Source organism: Fundidesulfovibrio sp. YSD1 (assembly GCF_055397115.1).
This window is the reverse complement of record NZ_AP043666.1, coordinates 1,251,953-1,268,404: the sequence shown is the minus strand read 5'-3', so window position 1 is coordinate 1,268,404 and position 16,452 is coordinate 1,251,953. Positions and strand designations below refer to the sequence as shown.

13 protein-coding genes are annotated in these 16,452 nt (G+C 70.2%); 12 read left to right on the top strand and 1 reads right to left on the bottom strand.

Annotated features, from left to right (window positions below; translation table 11 throughout):
* Nucleotides 1-76: 76 nt before the first annotated feature.
* Nucleotides 77-1,852, bottom strand: coding sequence for a 6-hydroxymethylpterin diphosphokinase MptE-like protein (locus tag ACZ5V4_RS05960; RefSeq protein ID WP_464317260.1), 1,776 nt, complete (start codon nt 1,850-1,852; stop codon nt 77-79).
* 114 nt (nt 1,853-1,966) lie between these two features.
* On the opposite strand from ACZ5V4_RS05960, the gene ACZ5V4_RS05955 reads away from it, so the two are divergent.
* The 12 genes from ACZ5V4_RS05955 (at nt 1,967) to ACZ5V4_RS05900 (ending at nt 16,451) form a co-directional block, all read left to right on the top strand.
* Nucleotides 1,967-2,770 (top strand): glycosyltransferase family 2 protein, encoded by an 804-nt coding sequence (locus tag ACZ5V4_RS05955; RefSeq protein ID WP_464317259.1) that lies wholly within the window; start codon nt 1,967-1,969, stop codon nt 2,768-2,770.
* Nucleotides 2,767-3,963, top strand: coding sequence for a radical SAM protein (locus ACZ5V4_RS05950; protein WP_464317258.1), 1,197 nt, complete (start codon nt 2,767-2,769; stop codon nt 3,961-3,963). The genes ACZ5V4_RS05955 and ACZ5V4_RS05950 overlap by 4 nt, the downstream gene beginning before the upstream one ends.
* On the top strand, nt 3,960-4,820 hold the full coding sequence (locus ACZ5V4_RS05945) for a glycosyltransferase family 2 protein (protein WP_464317257.1): 861 nt from the start codon (nt 3,960-3,962) through the stop codon (nt 4,818-4,820). The genes ACZ5V4_RS05950 and ACZ5V4_RS05945 overlap by 4 nt, the downstream gene beginning before the upstream one ends.
* A gap of 11 nt (nt 4,821-4,831) precedes the next feature.
* A complete protein-coding gene (locus ACZ5V4_RS05940; protein WP_464317256.1) occupies nt 4,832-6,526 on the top strand; it encodes a radical SAM protein in 1,695 nt (564 codons plus the stop codon).
* The gene (locus ACZ5V4_RS05935; RefSeq protein ID WP_464317255.1) at nt 6,516-7,856 is read left to right on the top strand and encodes a glycosyltransferase; all 1,341 of its coding nucleotides are present in this window, start codon (nt 6,516-6,518) and stop codon (nt 7,854-7,856) included. The genes ACZ5V4_RS05940 and ACZ5V4_RS05935 overlap by 11 nt, the downstream gene beginning before the upstream one ends.
* A gap of 1 nt (nt 7,857) precedes the next feature.
* Nucleotides 7,858-9,240, top strand: coding sequence for a B12-binding domain-containing radical SAM protein (locus ACZ5V4_RS05930; RefSeq protein WP_464317254.1), 1,383 nt, complete (start codon nt 7,858-7,860; stop codon nt 9,238-9,240).
* A gap of 10 nt (nt 9,241-9,250) precedes the next feature.
* The gene (locus ACZ5V4_RS05925) at nt 9,251-10,465 is read left to right on the top strand and encodes a glycosyltransferase family 4 protein (RefSeq protein ID WP_464317253.1); all 1,215 of its coding nucleotides are present in this window, start codon (nt 9,251-9,253) and stop codon (nt 10,463-10,465) included.
* A complete protein-coding gene (locus tag ACZ5V4_RS05920; protein WP_464317252.1) occupies nt 10,462-11,487 on the top strand; it encodes a hypothetical protein in 1,026 nt (341 codons plus the stop codon). Before ACZ5V4_RS05925 ends, ACZ5V4_RS05920 begins: the two co-directional genes overlap by 4 nt.
* 63 nt (nt 11,488-11,550) lie before the next feature.
* Nucleotides 11,551-12,243 carry an acylneuraminate cytidylyltransferase family protein gene (locus ACZ5V4_RS05915; RefSeq protein ID WP_464317251.1) on the top strand — a complete coding sequence of 231 codons (693 nt, stop codon included), beginning with the start codon at nt 11,551-11,553 and terminating at the stop codon, nt 12,241-12,243.
* Nucleotides 12,240-13,538, top strand: a complete 1,299-nt coding sequence (locus ACZ5V4_RS05910; protein WP_464317250.1) for a hypothetical protein — start codon at nt 12,240-12,242, stop codon at nt 13,536-13,538. Before ACZ5V4_RS05915 ends, ACZ5V4_RS05910 begins: the two co-directional genes overlap by 4 nt.
* Complete coding sequence (locus ACZ5V4_RS05905) at nt 13,535-14,944, top strand: hypothetical protein (RefSeq protein WP_464317249.1); 1,410 nt, start codon at nt 13,535-13,537, stop codon at nt 14,942-14,944. Before ACZ5V4_RS05910 ends, ACZ5V4_RS05905 begins: the two co-directional genes overlap by 4 nt.
* A gap of 151 nt (nt 14,945-15,095) precedes the next feature.
* Nucleotides 15,096-16,451, top strand: coding sequence for a hypothetical protein (locus ACZ5V4_RS05900; protein ID WP_464317248.1), 1,356 nt, complete (start codon nt 15,096-15,098; stop codon nt 16,449-16,451).
* The last annotated feature ends 1 nt before the right edge of the window (nt 16,452 follow it).

The window sequence follows — 16,452 nt, the reverse complement described above, 5'->3', positions numbered from 1 at the left end:
CGAAAGGTTGAAGGCCAGGGCCTGTACGGCGGTGAAGATGCCCTCGAACAGGGTTCTCCAGGCGGGCAGGGGTGTTTCAGGTGCGTATGCGCCTGTGCTGGTCGAGCAGGATGGCCAGGAGTTCCGAGCACATGCGCTCCATGTAGGAGGAGTGGTACTTGGCCGCCTCCAGGCGCTCTCCGAGGGACCCGGCCTGGAAGAACCCCGCGTGGAAGCGGGCGTTGTCGAAATCCGCGAAACGCTGGAGCATGAAGGACGTGTTGTCCAGGTCGCTCTGGGCCACGTAGGCCACGGCGGACTGAAAATCCGCCGGCGCGCCACGCGCCGTGACCTGCTTGTGCTTCCAGCGGGCCATTTCCTGGCGGATGAAATCCAGCACGCGCTCCCGCCTGTCCGTGAAATCCGAACGCTTGAGGCCGGCCAGGGCCGTTGCGAGCCCGGGCGCCGGGGGCAGCTCGGGGGCGGGGTCGAAGGCGATGCCCGGGCCCGTCAGGATGCTCTGGGGGCAGAGGTTCACCACTTCGAGCGAGGCCTGGCGGATGCGGTCCGCGAACCAGCGCGCCGCGTCCAGAAAGTTGAGCGTGGTGAACGCGCGCGAGCCCTCGGCGGTCGTGACCGGGTAGAGCTCGGGCCAGCGGTGCTCGAGGGCCGAGTCGTCGAGGCCGGAGGCGTGGTGCTCGTGCTGGCTCCCGGCCGCGTAGTTCAGGCGGTAGGGGTCCGGCGAGGAGAGCTGCACCCCGGCCAGCACTGCCTTTACGCAGCCCAGGTACTCCGCCAGGGAGAACGCCGTGGTGATCACGGACCCGTGCAGCATGAGCGAATCGCGCCTGGGGAAGGGCTGGCCCGGGAAGTTGCCGAAGAAGCGCACGCCCTCGAAGCTGCCGGAGCCCGTGGTCGAGAGGCAGTGCGCCACCAGGGTGACGTCCGGCAGCGGCCCGAGCCCGGCCAGGGTGGGCTCCGAGCCCACGGAAGTGTCGTTGATGACGGCGAAATGCGGCCTGATCCCCGCGGCCAGCAGGGGCTTGAGCGCGCTGTTCACGGCGATGACGACGGCCCGGTCGCGGTTCTCGCGGATGAAATCGAGGCTCGCCCCAAGCGCGGGCCCGGCCGCGCAGAGGATGGCCGCGTGCCCGGTGAGCGCGCCCAGGAGGTCCTGGAGCACGCCGCCCTTCAGGCAGGGCTCCAGGTTCTCGTAGAGGTGCTTGTAGCGGTCGTAGACCGCGTCGCGCCGCATGGGCCTTATGGGCATGCCCCGGATGTTGTCCTGGCCCTCCAGGTTGTAGATCACGTTGCGGTAGTGGAAGAGCTCCACCAGCTCCTCCACGCGCGCCACGTACCCGGGCATGGCCTCGGGCAGCCCCTCGGCCGCGAAGAAGAGCGGGTAGCCCAGCTCGCAGAGGCTTTCCGGCAGCATGGAAAGCAGCGGCACGTCGAGGCCGTCCACGTCGCCGCCCACCAGGAACACGCCCTTGCCCGCGAGGTCGCGCGGCTTGAAGCGGCCGCAGAAGGCCTCAAGGCGCGCGACGCTGGGCTCGAAGACCAGGCAGGCCGCGCCCGGGCGGTTCATGGCCGCGCGGAGTTCCGGGGTGTCGTGCGCGCCCAGCATGACGATCAGGCGCGTGCGGGAGTGGGCTTCGTCCAGGGTCAGGCCGTCGCCCGGCGAGGCGAAGACCACCGGCGACTCCGGCCCGGCGAAGGGGCGGGCCAGCCTGGGGTCGCAGTAGTCCCAGAGGTGGGCGTGGCGGTGGTAGGCGTGGCGGGCCGGGTCCGCCGGGGGGAGCTTCTCGGCCGGGGCGTCGGCGCCGGCTGCGGCCACGAGGCCCAGCTCCTGGTACACGGCGAGTGTCTTCATCGGTTCGACGCTATCCCAACCGCCTGATTTCGGCAACATGTTGCCTTTTCGGTTTGCTTCTTGCATCATTTTGGGGGCGGCAACATCGGCCGCGCACACAGCAACGGAAGGCCCATGAAAGTCTCGGTGATAGTACCAGCCTACAACCAGGCGCGCTACCTGCGCGCGTGTCTCGACTCCATCTGGTTCCAGGACCACCCGGAGATCGAGATCGTCGTGGTGGACGACGGCTCAACGGACGACACCGCCTCCGTGCTCGAGGCCTACCAGGCGAGCATTGCCTCGGACACGGCCTCCTACGCGAGCTTCTACGATCCCGGGGCCGACGTCTTGGAGCGCGTGCGCCATCCGCGCTACCCGTCCGAGGGGCGCGCACTGCGCGTGCTGCGCCACGAGCGCAACCAGGGCCTGGCCGCCACGCTGAACGACGGCTTCCGCGCCGCCACGGGCGAGGCCTGCACCTACGTGCCCTCGGACGACTGGTGCATGCCCTCCATGTTCTCGGAGCTCGTCCGCGCCCTCCTGGAGACCCCGGCGGACTTCGCCTACGCGGACATGCTGGTGGTCGACGACTCCTTCCAGGTGGTGCGCCGCTTCGACCTGCCGGACTACGGCTTCGAGCGCTCCTTCGCGGACTGGTACCTCTGCGGCGACGCCAAGCTCTACCGCCGCGATCTGCACGACCGCTTCGGCTACTACGACGAATCCCTTCTGGCCCACGACCACGAACTCTTCCTGCGCTTCGCCCTGGGCGGCGCGCGCTTCACCCACGTGCCCAAGGCCCTCTTCGCCAAGCGCGACCACGCGGGCGGCCGCGAGGTGGACATCCACGCCCCGGGCAACTGGGCCCGGCTGATCGGCGAATCAAAGAAGCTGGTGCTTAAGGCCAGGCAGGCCCTGGCCGGGGAGGGCAGGTGAACGCGGTCTACCTGCACGAACCCGGGACTCTCAGCCCGCGCGGCATCCTGGACGTGGGCATCAAGTGCCCGCACTCCTGCCGCTTCTGCTACTACAGCTATCACGACGGCTCGGACGACCAGTTCGGGGCCCTGCGCCGCGCGGCCTTCCGCTCCGGCGCGGACTGCAAGGCCATCATGGACGGGTTGGCGGACCAGGGGCTCGCCTTCGCGGACATCACCGGCGGCGAGCCCTGCGCGCACCCGGACATGGCCGGAATCGTGGCCCACGCCACTTCCCGGGGGCTCCGCACGCGCGTCATCACCCTGGGCCAGCTGCTGACAGGCAGGGACAGGCTCCTGGACAGGCTCCTGGAGGCCGGGCTCACCGACGCGCTCTTTTCCATGCACGCCGAGAACGAGGACGACTTCAAGCGCTTCACGGGCGGCTCCTGGAAGAGGCTTCTGGGCGTCATGGAGAACCTGGACGCGCGCGCCTTCCCCTACGGGGCCAACACCGTGATCTTCGAGGGCAACCGCGAGCGCCTGGAGGACCTGGCGCGCGAGTCGGCCCGGCACGCGGTGTACGTGCACAACTTCATCATCTTCAACGCCTACCACGAGTGGAACACGGCCAACCGCGTGGCCGGCGTGCAGGCCCGCTTCTCGGACGTGGCTCCGGTCATCGAGCGCGCCGTTGGGGTGCTCGACCGGGCGGGCATCGCCGTGAACCTGCGCTACGTACCCCTGTGCGTGTTCCCGGGGCTTGCGCGCCACGTGGTGGGCGTTCTGGGCCTGCCCTACGACCCCTTCGAGTGGCGCAACCGGGCCTGCAACCCGGAGAAGAGCCCGGAGTTCTGCTCGTCCGTGATCCCCATCCCGGCATCCGGCGTGCGCGAGCAGTTCGCGCTGCGCCCGGGAGAAGGCAGGACCGGCGCGGGCGTCGAGTACGTGGCCATGCGCGGGGACAAATTCAAGCTCTTCCCCCCGGCCTGCGCAAAATGCGCGGCCATGGAGGCCTGCGACGGCATGGACCCGAAATACCTGGAGCTGCACGGCGCGGGCGAGCTCAGGCCCTTCGCCCGGGCCAGGCTCGAGGGGCCGCTTCTGGCCGAGCGCCTGGAGTACGCCCCGGCGCACAGGGTCAAGGCCGGGCAGTTCGGCCTGGCCGTGCGGCCATCCTGGAAGAAAGAGAGCGTCAAGGACGTGTCATGACGGAGAAAGTCAGCTTCTACATCCCCTGCTACAACGCCGAACCCTACCTGGAGCGGGTCCTGGCCGCCGTGATGGCCCAAAGCCATCCCATCGAGGAAGTGATCGTGGTGGACGACGGCTCCACGGACCGCACGGCGGAACTGGCCGAATCCATTGGGGAAAATTCGCGCTACCCCCTGCGCGTGGTGCGCCACCCGCGCAACCTGGGCCTGGCGTGCGCGCGCAATACGGGCGTGCGCGAGGCTGCCTGCGAGTTGGTTGCCTCGGTGGATTCCGACGCGGCCCCGGCCCCGGGGTGGCTCTCGGCGCTCATGCGCGAGATGACCCCCGAGGTCTCGGGAGTGGGCGGGCAACTGGTGGAATTCTACCAGGAGGAACTGGCGGACCGCTGGCGCGCGCACCACATGCTCCAGCGCCGCGGGCCCGGGCGCATCTACCGCCCGCCCTTCGTGTGGGGCTCCAACTCGCTCTTCCGCAAGAACGCCATCGAGGCGGCCGGGTTCTACAACGAGCGCTGCCGCACCAACGCCGAGGACGTGAAGCTCTGCGAGGCCATCCGCGACACGCACGTGCTCGTCTACACCGCGAGCGCCGTGTGCATGCACCTTAGGCGCGACAGCGTGCGGACGCTCATGCGCAATTACTGGAAGTGGTACTATTACGGCTGCTTCAAGGCCCCGAGCCTGCGCGAGGCGTGGGCCTCGAACCGCCGCAACGTCAGGCGCGCCATGGACGGCTTCTGGCAGGACCTGACGCAAGGCGATTTCCCCATGGCCGCCCTGAGCCTGGCCATGGTGCCCTACACCTGCCTGCGCGACTGGCTGGACCTCTTCAAGCGGCGTCGCGAAACCTGCTGAACGGACCGCGCATGAACACGCCTGAGATCCTGCACTTCCAGGTCACGGAGCGCTGCAACCTGGCCTGCCCGGGCTGCTACCTTCCCGAGCGCGCGGGCAAGGGGGCTTCGCCGGAGCTCGCCTCGAGGCGCGTGTTCGAGCCGTTGGCCCGGGCCGGGGTGCGCCAGGCCACGCTCACGGGCGGCGAGCCGCTGGTGCATCCGAAGTTCATCGAGATTTGCGCCGAGGCCTGCCGGGTTTTTGACGGCGTGCAGGTGGTGACCAACGGCCTGCTCCTGGATGTGGAATCCTTCAAGCGCCTGCGCGACGCCGGGGTGAATTCCATAAGGGTGTCGCTGGACGGGGCGGCCGCGGCCACGCACGACAGGCTGCGCGGCCTGGACGGGGCCTTCGGCCGCACCGTGGCCAACCTGCGGGCCATCACGGCCCTGGCCGAGGACGAGCGCGGGGGCGTGGACCTCGGGGCCATCGCTACTTTGAGCCCGGCCAACGTGGGCGAGATGGCGGCCATCGCGGACCTCGCCCGGGACATCGGCCTGGGCCATCTGCTGGTGCAGCCCTTCCACCCCTTCGCCATGGCCTATCCGCCCACGGGAGCGCCCCAGCCCAGGCCCGAGGCCTCGCCGGAATTTGTGGCGAAGCTCGACGCGCAGGTGGCCGCGCTCGGCGAAATCAAGGCCGCCCGGCCCGATTTCATCGACAACGGCTTCGAGATGCTCTCGGCCCTGCGCGACTTCCACGTGCGTCCGGGCGGGCCGAAACAGGTCTGCGGCGCGGACCGCTTCGTGTTCGTGAACTCCCTTCTCCAGGTGCGCGGCTGCCTGTTTTGCCAGCCTTTGGCGAGCTTGGCGCAACAGACTCCGGACGAGGTGTTTTCCGGCAAGCCCTGGCGCGATTTCCAGGCCTTCCGGCGCTCCTGCTCGCTGTGCCTGATGGGCTGCCAGTTCCGGGGCAAGGCCCGCCGCCTGGCGGACCAGGGCTTCGCGCTCTGGAACGCGGGCAGGCGCGAGGCCGCCGGGCGGCTCTTCGAGGCATCGCTCAAGCGGGAGAAATCCGTGGACGCTCTCCAGGGACTCGGGCTCTCGCTCAAGGAGCTCGGCCAGCCGGGCCGCGCCGAGGCCTGCTTCCGCGAGGTGCTGGCCATGCGCCCGGCGCACCCGTTCGCGCTTATCGACCTGGGCGATTGCCTGCGCAGGCAGGGCCGCCACCAGGAGGCTGTGGACGTTCTTGGCGAGGCCGTGCGGCTGGGGCGGGGCTCGGCCCGGGTGCGCCACCAGTACGGGGTCGCGCTCATGGCCCTGGGCCGCCACGGCGAAGCCTTGGACCAGATAATGCATGCGCAGCGCCAGATGCCGGGCCACGCCTGGGTGCGCTTCGACGTGGGCATGGCCCTTTGCGCCCTGGGGCGCGCGGGAGAGGCGCTCGAGCATTTCCGGGCGGCCATGGACCTGGACCCGGGCGTGCCGTGGTTCCCCTACCGCCTGGGCCTGACCCTGGCCGGGCTCGGCAGGGAGGCGGAGGCGCTCGACCATCTGGCCCGGGCCGTGGCCGTGGCTCCGGGCGAGGCCAGGCCGAACCTCGAACTTGGCAGGCTGCTCGGCCGCATGGGCAGGCCCGGGGCGCAGGCCTATCTGCGCGAGGCCGCCCGCATAGACCCTGGGCTTTTCGCCAGGGAATTTCCCGAAGGGAGCGCTGATGCGTTTTGACAAGAAATTCTGGAAGACCAAGGTGCTCTTCCGCATCGACGAGTGGGCCTCGGTGGCGCTCAACGTGGCGCTGGTGGCCCTGGCCGTCGCCGCCGGGGCGGGCGTTCGGCTCTACCGGCTGGCCAGGCGCTCCGGGCCGCCCAGGATCACCAAGGCGGTCTTCCTCTCCTGCGAGGGCCACAAGGTGGCCCCCACGCGCGTGCGCTGCTACCACTACGCCGAGGTGCTGCGCCGCCAGGGTGTGGACGCCGAGGTCTTCGCCTACTGGGACGAGTTTTCCCGCCTGGCCCACTTTCCCTTCCCGTTCAGGCGTATCTGGGAGGTGGAGAAGTTCTGCTGCAACGTGGCCGCGCTGGCGAAGCTCCTGAAGCTCGGGCCCGTGGTGGTCTTCGAGCAGCGCCCCAACTACGATTTCATCGTGCCCCTGTGCATGAGGATCATAAACGGCTCGCGCATCGTCATGGACATCGACGACTGGACGCTCAGCTACCGGGCCTTCTGCTTCCCCATGCGCCTGGAGGTCCGGCACATGCTGCCCTTCTTCGGGCTCATGAGCGCCACCTGCGTGGTCTCCAGCAGGCGGCTGCGCGAGCGCCTCTCGCGCCACTTCCGCGACACGCCGCTCTTGCCCACCTACGTGGACCACAAGCGCTTCACCCCGCCCGACACGCCCAGGCCCCAGGGCCCGGTGACGTTCTCCTGGGTGGGAACAATCTTCCAGGACTTCACCTACGACAACGTGATGTTCATGATCGAGGCCTTCGCCAAGGCCTGCGACATCCTGGGCGACCGCCAGGGCCTGGCCCTGGATATCGTGGGCGGCGGGGATTATTTCAAGCGCGTGCAGGAGCGCGTGGCCACGGACTTCGCGGGCTACCCGGTGCGCGTGCGGCCCTGGATGGCCCCGGAGGAGATGCCCGCGTACCTGCGCTCCATCGACGTGGGCCTCTACTGCCTGATCGACCCCTCGCTCTTCCACGAGAGCAAGAGCCCGACCAAGATCTTCGAATACTACGCCTGCGCCAAGCCCGTGGTCTCGACGGTGTTCGGCGAGGCCCAGTACTTCGTGGAGGACGGCCGCACCGGCTACCTGGCCGAGGGCGTGGAAGCCTACGCAAAGGCCTTGGCCCGCATCTCTTCGCTGAGCCAGGCGGAGCGCGAGGCCATGGGCGCGCGCGGCCGCGAGCTCGTGGAGCGCGAGTGGAACATGGAGGCCGCCTGCGAGCGCCTGAAGACGATTCTTTTCAATGAGAGCCCCTGCCGGGCCGCCCGGCCGGAAAACGCCCCCCGTGGGGAAGGATCGCCGCGCGCGGCGGTCAAGGAGAGCTGACATGAAGGTGTTTCTCGCCAACGCCCCCTGGAAGAAGCCCGGATTCTACGGCGTGCGCGCCGGTTCGCGCTGGCCGCATTTCGAGAAAGAGGGCTGCTCCTACATGCCCTTCCCCTTTTTCCTGGCCTACGCGGCCGCGCTCCTGCGCGACAACGGCTTCGAGGTGGCCCTCACGGACGCCATCGCCGAGGACCTGGGCGACGAGGCCTTCTTCGCGCGCCTGAAGGCCGCCGCGCCGGACGTGGTGTTCTTCGAGGTCTCCACGGCCTCGCTGAACACCGACATGCGCGTCCTGGAAAAGGCCAGGGAGATGCTGGGCAAGGGCGTGCGCATCGTATTGGGCGGCGCGCACTTCGGGCTCGGCTCCCCGGAATTCCTGGAGAAGCACGCCCACGCGGACTTCACCCTCTCGGGCGAGTACGAGTTCAACCTGCTGGACCTGCTCTCAAGGCTTCGCGAAGGCAAGGACGTGTCGGACGTGCCCGGGCTCGGTTTTCGGGGTGAGGGCGGCGCGGTCACGGTGAACAAGCCCGCGCCCAAGCTGCGCGACCTGGACGACTACCCCTGGCCCGCGCGCGAGCTTCTGCCCATGGAGCGCTACTGCGACCGGCCCGGCGGCATCCCGGCCCCGTCGCTCCAGGTGATAGCCTCGCGCGGCTGCCCGTTCGGCTGCATCTTTTGCGCCTGGCCGCAGTTGATGTACGGGGGCAACTCCTACCGCACCCGCTCGCCCAGGGACGTGGTGGACGAGATCGAGGATTGCGTGAAGCGCCACGGCTTCAAGTCCTTCTACTTCGACGACGACACTTTCAACATCGGCAAGCCGCGGATCCTGGAGCTGGCCCGGGAGATCAAGGAGCGCAAGCTGAACCTGCCCTGGGCCATCATGGCCAGGGCCGACCAGATGGACCGCGAGATCCTGACCGCCCTCAAGGAGGCCGGGCTCGTCGCGCTCAAGTACGGGGTGGAGTCGGGCTCGCAGGATCTGCTCAAGGCCGCGTGCAAGGGCCTGGACCTGGCCAAGGTGGCCGAGACCGTGCGCATCACCAAGGAGCTGGGCATCTCCTACCACCTGACCTTCATGTTCGGCCTGCCCGGGGAGACCGCCGAGACCGCGCGCCAGACCGTGGAGACCGCCCTGGCGCTGGACCCGGACAGCCTGCAATTCTCCATCGCCACGCCGTTCCCGGGCAGCCGCTTCCACAGGGACCTGATCGAGCGCGGGCACCTGCTCTCCACCAATTACGACGACTACGACGGCTACCACAACTCCGTGGTGCGCACCGACGCGCTCACGGCCGAGGACCTGGTGCGCATCCGCGACGAGGCCGAGAACGCCTGGCGGGAGCACAGGGCGGCCAAGGCGGCCGCCGCCAACATGTGAGGGGGCGCGCATGTTTGGCGCGTCCATAGGCCGCGCGGGGCCGCTTCGGGTCGTGTTCGCCTCGCACACGGCCAACACGGGCTGCGGGGCCGAGAACGTGCTCATGGGGCTCGTGTCCGAGCTGGACAGGGGCCGCGTGGAGCCCGTGGTCCTGGTCCCGGAGGAGGGCGGCCCCATGGAGGCCGTGCTCGCCCGGGCCGGGGTGGAGGTCAGGCGCGCGCCCATGCGCTGGTGGATCGGCTCGCCCGAACAGCTGGCCCGCTTTCCCGAGGGTTTCGAGGCCCGCGTGCGAGCCGTGCGCGCGGTGCTCAAAGAGATCGCCCCGGACCTGGTGGTCACCAACACCTGCGTGATCCGCGAGGCCGCCGAGGCGGCCCGCCTGGAAGGGCTGGCCCACGTCTGGTACTCCCACGAGATGCTCTCGCGCGACCCGTGGCTCGTCGCGCCCCAGGGCGCGTCCCGGGCCTACGCGGACATCGCCGGGCTGTCGCGCGCGGTGCTCTGCGTGTCCCAGGCGTGCAGGGAGGAGTTCCTCGCGGCCGCCCCCGGGGTCGAGCCGTCGCTGGTGGAGGTGGCGCACACGGGCATCCCGGCCATCGGACCCGGAGACGACGGAGCCGCGCGGCGAAAGCTCCTCGATGCGGCCGGTTTTCCGCCGCAGGCCGTGGTGGCCTGCTTCGTGGGCGTGCTCTCCAAGCGCAAGGGCGTGCCGGAGCTGGCCGAGTGCGCGGTGCGCCTGGCAGGCGAGAACCCGCTCCTGCGCTTCGTGCTGGTCGGCCCCGACGGCGGGGCGGCGGACGCCTTCAAGGCGCGCGTGGAGGGCACTGCGGCGCAGGCCGGCTGCGCCTGGATAGGGGCGCGGCCGGACCCCATGGATTTCATGCGCGGGGCGGACATGCTCGTGTTGCCCTCGCTCTCCGACCCCTTCCCCCTGGTGGTCCAGGAGGCCATGCATCTGGCCAGGCCGGTGGTGGCCACGGCCTCGGGCGGGGCGTCGGAGCTCGTCCTTGACGGCGTCACCGGGGTTCTCACGCCCGTAGGCGAGGTGGACGCCCTGGCCTCGGCCGTGGCCCGCCTGGCCGGGGACTCGGCGCTCCGCCGGGCCATGGGCGAGGCCGGGCGGGAGAGGATACGAAGCGTTTTCTCGCGCGAAGGGTATCTGGACAAGATGGCCCGGCTCTTCGAGCGGGCCGCGCAAGGCAGACAAGCAGGGGGAGCCCGGTGAAGCACGCCTATCTGACCATCAACAGCGCCAACTACATCCCGCGCGCCACGGCGCTCATGGAGTCGATCAAGGCGCAGGACCCGGGCGCGCACGCACACGTGGTGCTCTCCGAGGGCGACGCCGCGTGCGCCCTGGTCAAGGACGTGCCCGGGGTGCGCCTCTGGCCCGCCTCGGCGCTGGGCGTCGAGGGGCTCGGGCAGATGAGCTTCTATTACGACATCACCGAGTTCAACACCGCGCTCAAGCCTTCGGCCATCCTGGCCCTGTTCGAAGAGGGCTACGACGCCGTGACCTACTTCGACCCGGACATCGAGGTCTTCTCGTCCACGAAGCCCCTTGAGGAGCTGCTTTCGCGTTACGAGCTGCTGCTCACCCCGCACATCTCCTCCCCGGCCGAGGAGGACGGGCTCTTCCCCTCGGTGCAGGCCTGCATCCACGCGGGCCAGTTCAACCTGGGCTTCATCTCCGTGCGCGACACCCCGCAGGTGCGCGCCTTCCTGCACTGGTGGGTCAGGCGGCTCAGGGAGAGCTGCCTGATGGAGCCAAACTACTGGCTCTTCGTGGACCAGTTCTGGGCCTCTGCCGGGCCGTCCTTCGTGGACGAGACGCGCGTCGTCCGCAGCGAGGCCTGGAACATGGCCTACTGGAACTACGGCCACCGCACGCTCAGGCGCGAGAACGGCCGCTTCGTCACCGGCGACGGCCCCCTGTTCTTCTTCCACTACAGCGGCTACGATTTCTCCCAGCCTTCCAGGCTGTCGCGCTTCACCGAGCGCCAGGCCGCCGTGGAGCCGGGCTCGGACCTGGACGCGCTGCTCTCGGGCTACCGGGCCAGGGTGGCCCGGCAGGCCGAACTCCATCCGTACGGGCACATCCCCTATTCGCACGGGGCCTACGCGGACGGAACGCCCGTGAGCGCCAAGGCCAGGCGGCGCTTCCTGGCCCTGTCCCCGTCCGAGCGCGAAGCGTTGGGCGACCCCTTCGCCTGCCCGGACAGGCTCGAGGAAGGCCGGCAGGGCTGATTGGAACGGGAAATGCATTGATTTGACGGGTATTGTCGAGTCCGTATCAGGAGGAAGCGGGTCATGCCCCGTCAGGAAGTTTTGAGCATCATCCCCGCGCGCGGAGGCTCCAAGGGCCTGCCGCGCAAGAACATCCTCGATCTGGGCGGCAAGCCGCTCATAGCCTGGACCATCGAGGCGGCCAGGGCCTGCCCGGCGATCACGCGGGTGGTGGTCTCCACCGACGACCCCGAGATCGCCGACGCCGCCAGGGCTTACGGCGCGGAAGTGCCTTTCCTGCGCCCGAGCGAACTGGCCACGGACACCTCCATGCTCGACGACGTGTTCAGCCATACCCTTGACGCCCTCAAGGCCGAATCCTACGAGCCGGGCGCCATCGTGGCCATGTATCCCACCAGCCCGTTCAGGTCGCGCCACATGGTCGAGACGCTGGTCGCCAAGGTTTTGAACGGCTACCGCAGCGCCATCACCGTGCGCCCCATCCCCGCCAACGGCATAGGCTTTTTGCGCCTGGACGGCTCCGGGCGCATCGTCTCCGATTTTCCGGTGAACCGGCCCAAGGGGGCGGCCTCCACCTACTACCGCAGCTACGGCCTGATGCACGCCCACAACCTGACGGACAAGTTCGCGGCGCACGGCGTGTACCTCTACAAGGTCACGGACCCGGTGCAGCTCGTGGACATCGACACCATCGGCGACATGGGCATCGCCCGCGCAGTGCTGGACACGGGGCAGTTCAAGGGGCTCTTGTCGTGAGGGTCGTCCTGCTGGCCTGCCTTCCGGAATCCTTCCCCGACGCGTCCGGCCCCGGTGCGTCCGGGCGCATGGAGACGCTTGGGCGCAACCTGGACATGGTCGCGGCCCTGCCCGAAGGCCGCGCCCTGGCGGTCCTGGGCGACGAGAAACTGGCGGAACTCGCCGTGTCGCGGGGCCTCGAGCACGTGGTGGCCGCGTTCCGCCGCGCACCGCAGCCCGACGACCTCTTGCCCGCCGGGTGCCTGGAAGCGCTGGAGCTCTTGTCTTCCCGGGGCATGGTCGCGCCCGGGGAGCCCGTGCTCGTGCTGGACGGCTTCGCGCTGAACCTCTTCGCCGGGACGCTCCTGAAGGCCGTCCGGCGGCACGAAGGCTCGGACCAGGCTCTGCTGCTCTCGGTGGCCAACTGCCGCGACAACCCCATCCAGTGCGACGCCTACCACTCCATCCTGGCCTTGAACGTCGTGAGCCCTCTGGAGGGCCAGGCCAGCGACGGATTTCCCTTCGACTGGGCAGCGTACGGCTACGCGCACTGCGCCCCCGGAACCCTTTTCCACATCCCCGGAGAGGACTCTCCCGCAGGCCCGGGCGAGCCGGTGGTGTGGGAAGGGCCCATCCCCGGGCACGGGCTCGCCCTGCTGCTGGACGGCCCGGACAGCGCCAGGCGCGCGGTCCCCGACGGGATGGCCCGGGATCTGCCGGGGCGGCTCGTTGCGGTCGCCGCCCTGCCCGGGGAGACCTCCACGGATTTCCTGGTGCTGCGGGACGCCGGGGGCGAGCGCCTGTACTTCTCCCGGGCGCTTCGCGTCCCGGGCGCGAAGCTGCACCTGCGCCCCCTGGACGAACCTTCCCTGGACGCGGCCCTTTTCAGCGGCGGCGAGCTTCACGACCTGGACGCCGTCCCGGATGCGGAGGGCGCGGCCCGGGGCCTGTGCGGCCCCCTGGCCCTGGGCCACGCCGTGGACGCGCCGCTGGCCGCCGTGGTGCTCGTCCCGGCCGAGGAGGGCGCGGCGGACATCCGCGAGGCCCTGGTGCTGGAGAGCGGCCTGTGGAGCTACGACGGAGCGCGCCAGAGGCGCCATCTCGCGAGGACCGGCCAGCCCGTGCAGGGCAGGCAGGACTTCCCCGACTATTTCTGCCCGTGCCCGGCCCTGGCCGTGGGCTCCCCCCGCGACCTGGCCCGGGCCAAGGAGCTCATCCTGGCCGGACAGGCCCAGGGCTTCGTGATCGACGAGCCCGACCCGCTGCTGCGCGGGCTCATGGACCGCATGGCCCCGGGCGGCGAGGGGGCGTCATGATTTCGACCCTCGGCGGCAAGCTCCAGGAGGTCCTCGAACTTCTCTCCTCGGCCAGGGCCGCCCTGGACGCGCGCGACCCCCGCCTGGCGCTGGGGCGCCTGGAACGCTTCGAGGACGCTTTCGCGGCCCTGCGCGGGCTGGCCGTGCGCGGCGAGCCGCTGATGCGCTTCCTGCTCGCGGGGATCCGCCGCGAGCAGGCCGGACAGGAGCAGGGCGCGGGCCAAGGGCCTGCGCTCAGCCTGCACGTGGCCGCCGACAAGCTCGTGCTCGCCTTCCACCAGACCGCGGCGTTCGAGTCGCGCGCCAGGCGGCTGAAGGCGGCCGCCCTGGAGATGGCGGCCGCGCAGGCGCTGGAGCAGGGGGGGCAGGAGGGCCGCGCGCTGTGGGGCGAGGCCGTGCGCCGCTCCCCGTTGTCGCCCGCGCTCCTTGAGCTGCAAGGCCGGTTCGGGCTGGCCTGGCCCCCGGGCGTCCCCGGGCTCTCGGCCGGGCCGCTGGACAGGCAGTCCTTCGACCCGGGCCTGAGCAGCATCCTGCCGTGGAAGGGCGGCATGCTGGCCGCCACCCGGCACAGGAACGCGCAGGGCCATTACGTGGACGCGCGGATCGAATGGATCGGCCCGGACGGCTCGCGCGAGCCCGTGCCCATGGAGCGCGCCATCGACCTGCGCCCGCTGCCCGGCGGGGTGAACCCCTATCTCAGCATGGCCGCGCACCCGGACGGCGAAAGGGTCGTCTTCCCGGAATTCGTCTCGGATCAGGCCGTCTCCCTGTCCTGCCTGCACGTGGGGAGCGGGCGCGTGCGGCGCTTCGGCGAGGCGGCGGTCCCGGCCGTGGAATATCCCTTCAACGTGGTTTCCTCGGGCGAAAGGGTCTGGCGCGTCTGCGTTTTTTCCGGAAGAATCGAGGAATTCGACGCCGGGGGCGCGGTGGCCGCCGGGCTGCTGGGCGCGAGCGCCGTTCCGGGCGCGCACGCCGTGCTGCCCCTTGCGGACGGCTCCAGGCTGCTGGCCTGCTCCACCGGCAAGGTGCGGCGCAAGTACGGCCGGTTCCTCGGCTGTTCCCCCGGGAAGGACTCCTGGCTCTGGCGCTGGGACCCGGCCGCCGGGAGCGCTTCCGCGCTGCCCAGCCCGGCCGGGCTGCCCAGGTCGCCCAGGTACGTTTTTGCGTGGGGCGGCAACCTGGTGTTCTGTTGCGACGACACCGTGGAGGTGTTCGACCGCGGCATGGAGCACGTCCTGTCGCTCGACCTGCGGGAACACGTTCTCGCGGCCCTGGGGCCGGAAGGCGGCGCGGCGGCGCTCGATTCGCTGCTGTGCTGCATGGACGGCCCCACGCTCAGCTTCGCGGCCGCGTCCGTGGTGTCCTGCCTGGGCTCGGTCACCTTCGAACCGGAAAACAACGGGTGAGCATATGTACTACGCCATAGCAGCCGTGCTGGCCGCCGCCGTGGCCGCCGCCGTGTACGCGGGGCTCAGGCAGCGCAAGCGCAAGAAGAAGGCCGATGAGATCTATCCCCTGTGGTAGGAGCGCCCGCCGGGGCGCGAAAGGGGGGCGCTGATGCCCGTGGCCAAAGGCTTGCGGCCGTTGCGCTTCCTTGCGCTGGCCTGCGTCTGCGCGGCGGGCGCCTACGCGTTCTTCGGCCCGGGCGCCTTGGGCTGGGCGCTTCTTTGCGCGGCCTGCCTGGAAGGGTTCTTCCTGGTCATGTACGCCGTGGCCGACGGCGGGCTCGTGCCCATCCGCCGCAAGCTCTGGGACGAGAACCCCAACATGTACGCGGCCGACGGCAAGGAGGCCACCACCCTCTTCGACCGTTTCATGCCGCACCCGCACCTGGGGCACGTGAACCACGACAACCCCCCGGCAGGGCGCGCCCCGGCCACGGGAGGGATGCTGCGCGTCAACTCCGAGGGGTTCATCGGCCCCGAGTTTCCGGCCGCGCGCCCCGAGGACGAGTTCGTGATCATGGTCAGCGGCGGCTCCGTGGCCGAGCGCTTCGCCCAGGACCACCACTCGCCGGGCGGGGTCGTCCCGCCCATGCTGGAGGCGCTGCTCAACGAGCGCTATCTCCCGCCGGACGGAAAAAAACGTTTCAGGGTGCTGAACGGCGCGGTGGGCGGCTGGAAACAGCCCCAGCAACTGGCCATGCTCTGCCTGCACGCGCATCTGGCGCACGCCTTCGTGACCCTCGAGGGCTACAACGAGACCATGGCCAGCATCCTGGGCGTCGCTGGCCGGGGGCTCCGCTTCGAGTACCCGTGGCTGAACCTCTACGGCGTGGACAGGAGCCCCGCGCGCAAGTTCGCCCTGCGCGCCATGCGCCGCGTGCACGCCGCCATGCTGGAAGACCTGCTGCTCTCGCGCTCGCGCCTGGCCTACTGGCTCTCGGTGCGCCTGCGGGGCGCGCTGGAATCCTGGGCCGAGCGCAGGGAGCGCGAGGCGGACGCCATGCCCACCACCTTCGACAGCCTCTTCGCCAAGCCCCCCGGATCGGATGACGACCCGCTGGCCTGGGCCGCCGGGCGCTACGCCTGCCACTTGCGCTCCATGGGCGCGGTGGCGAGGGAGCACGGCGTGCGCCTGGCCGTGTTCATGCAGCCCTGCGCCGCGATCTCGAAGGAGCTGACCCCGGAGGAGAAGGCCCTGTGCGGGCGCTCCGGCCACGAGGAGGCCTACAGGATGATGGAGCGCGCCGTGCTGGACCAGGACGGCCGGGGCATGAACGCCGCGAGCCTTCTGGACGTGTTCTCGGGGGTTTCCGAGAGCGTGTACATCGACGACGCCCACTTCAACCCGCCGCGCCTGGACCAGTACGGCCGGGGGCTGGGGCACCGGCTCGTGGCCGAGGCCATGGCCGCGCGCCTGGCCGGGTGGTGGGGCCTGACGCCGCGCGAGGGCGCGCGGGAAGGGGCGTGAG

What these genes read in the sequence shown, in the direction of transcription:
- ACZ5V4_RS05960 (WP_464317260.1), bottom strand. Translation starts at nt 1,852, where the DNA reads ATGAAGACACTCGCCGTGTACCAGGAGCTGGGCCTCGTGGCCGCAGCC.
- ACZ5V4_RS05925 (WP_464317253.1), top strand. Translation starts at nt 9,251, where the DNA reads ATGTTTGGCGCGTCCATAGGCCGCGCGGGGCCGCTTCGGGTCGTGTTC.
- ACZ5V4_RS05905 (WP_464317249.1), top strand. Translation starts at nt 13,535, where the DNA reads ATGATTTCGACCCTCGGCGGCAAGCTCCAGGAGGTCCTCGAACTTCTC.
- ACZ5V4_RS05945 (WP_464317257.1), top strand. Translation starts at nt 3,960, where the DNA reads ATGACGGAGAAAGTCAGCTTCTACATCCCCTGCTACAACGCCGAACCC.
- ACZ5V4_RS05915 (WP_464317251.1), top strand. Translation starts at nt 11,551, where the DNA reads ATGCCCCGTCAGGAAGTTTTGAGCATCATCCCCGCGCGCGGAGGCTCC.
- ACZ5V4_RS05930 (WP_464317254.1), top strand. Translation starts at nt 7,858, where the DNA reads ATGAAGGTGTTTCTCGCCAACGCCCCCTGGAAGAAGCCCGGATTCTAC.
- ACZ5V4_RS05955 (WP_464317259.1), top strand. Translation starts at nt 1,967, where the DNA reads ATGAAAGTCTCGGTGATAGTACCAGCCTACAACCAGGCGCGCTACCTG.
- ACZ5V4_RS05940 (WP_464317256.1), top strand. Translation starts at nt 4,832, where the DNA reads ATGAACACGCCTGAGATCCTGCACTTCCAGGTCACGGAGCGCTGCAAC.
- ACZ5V4_RS05900 (WP_464317248.1), top strand. Translation starts at nt 15,096, where the DNA reads ATGCCCGTGGCCAAAGGCTTGCGGCCGTTGCGCTTCCTTGCGCTGGCC.
- ACZ5V4_RS05935 (WP_464317255.1), top strand. Translation starts at nt 6,516, where the DNA reads ATGCGTTTTGACAAGAAATTCTGGAAGACCAAGGTGCTCTTCCGCATC.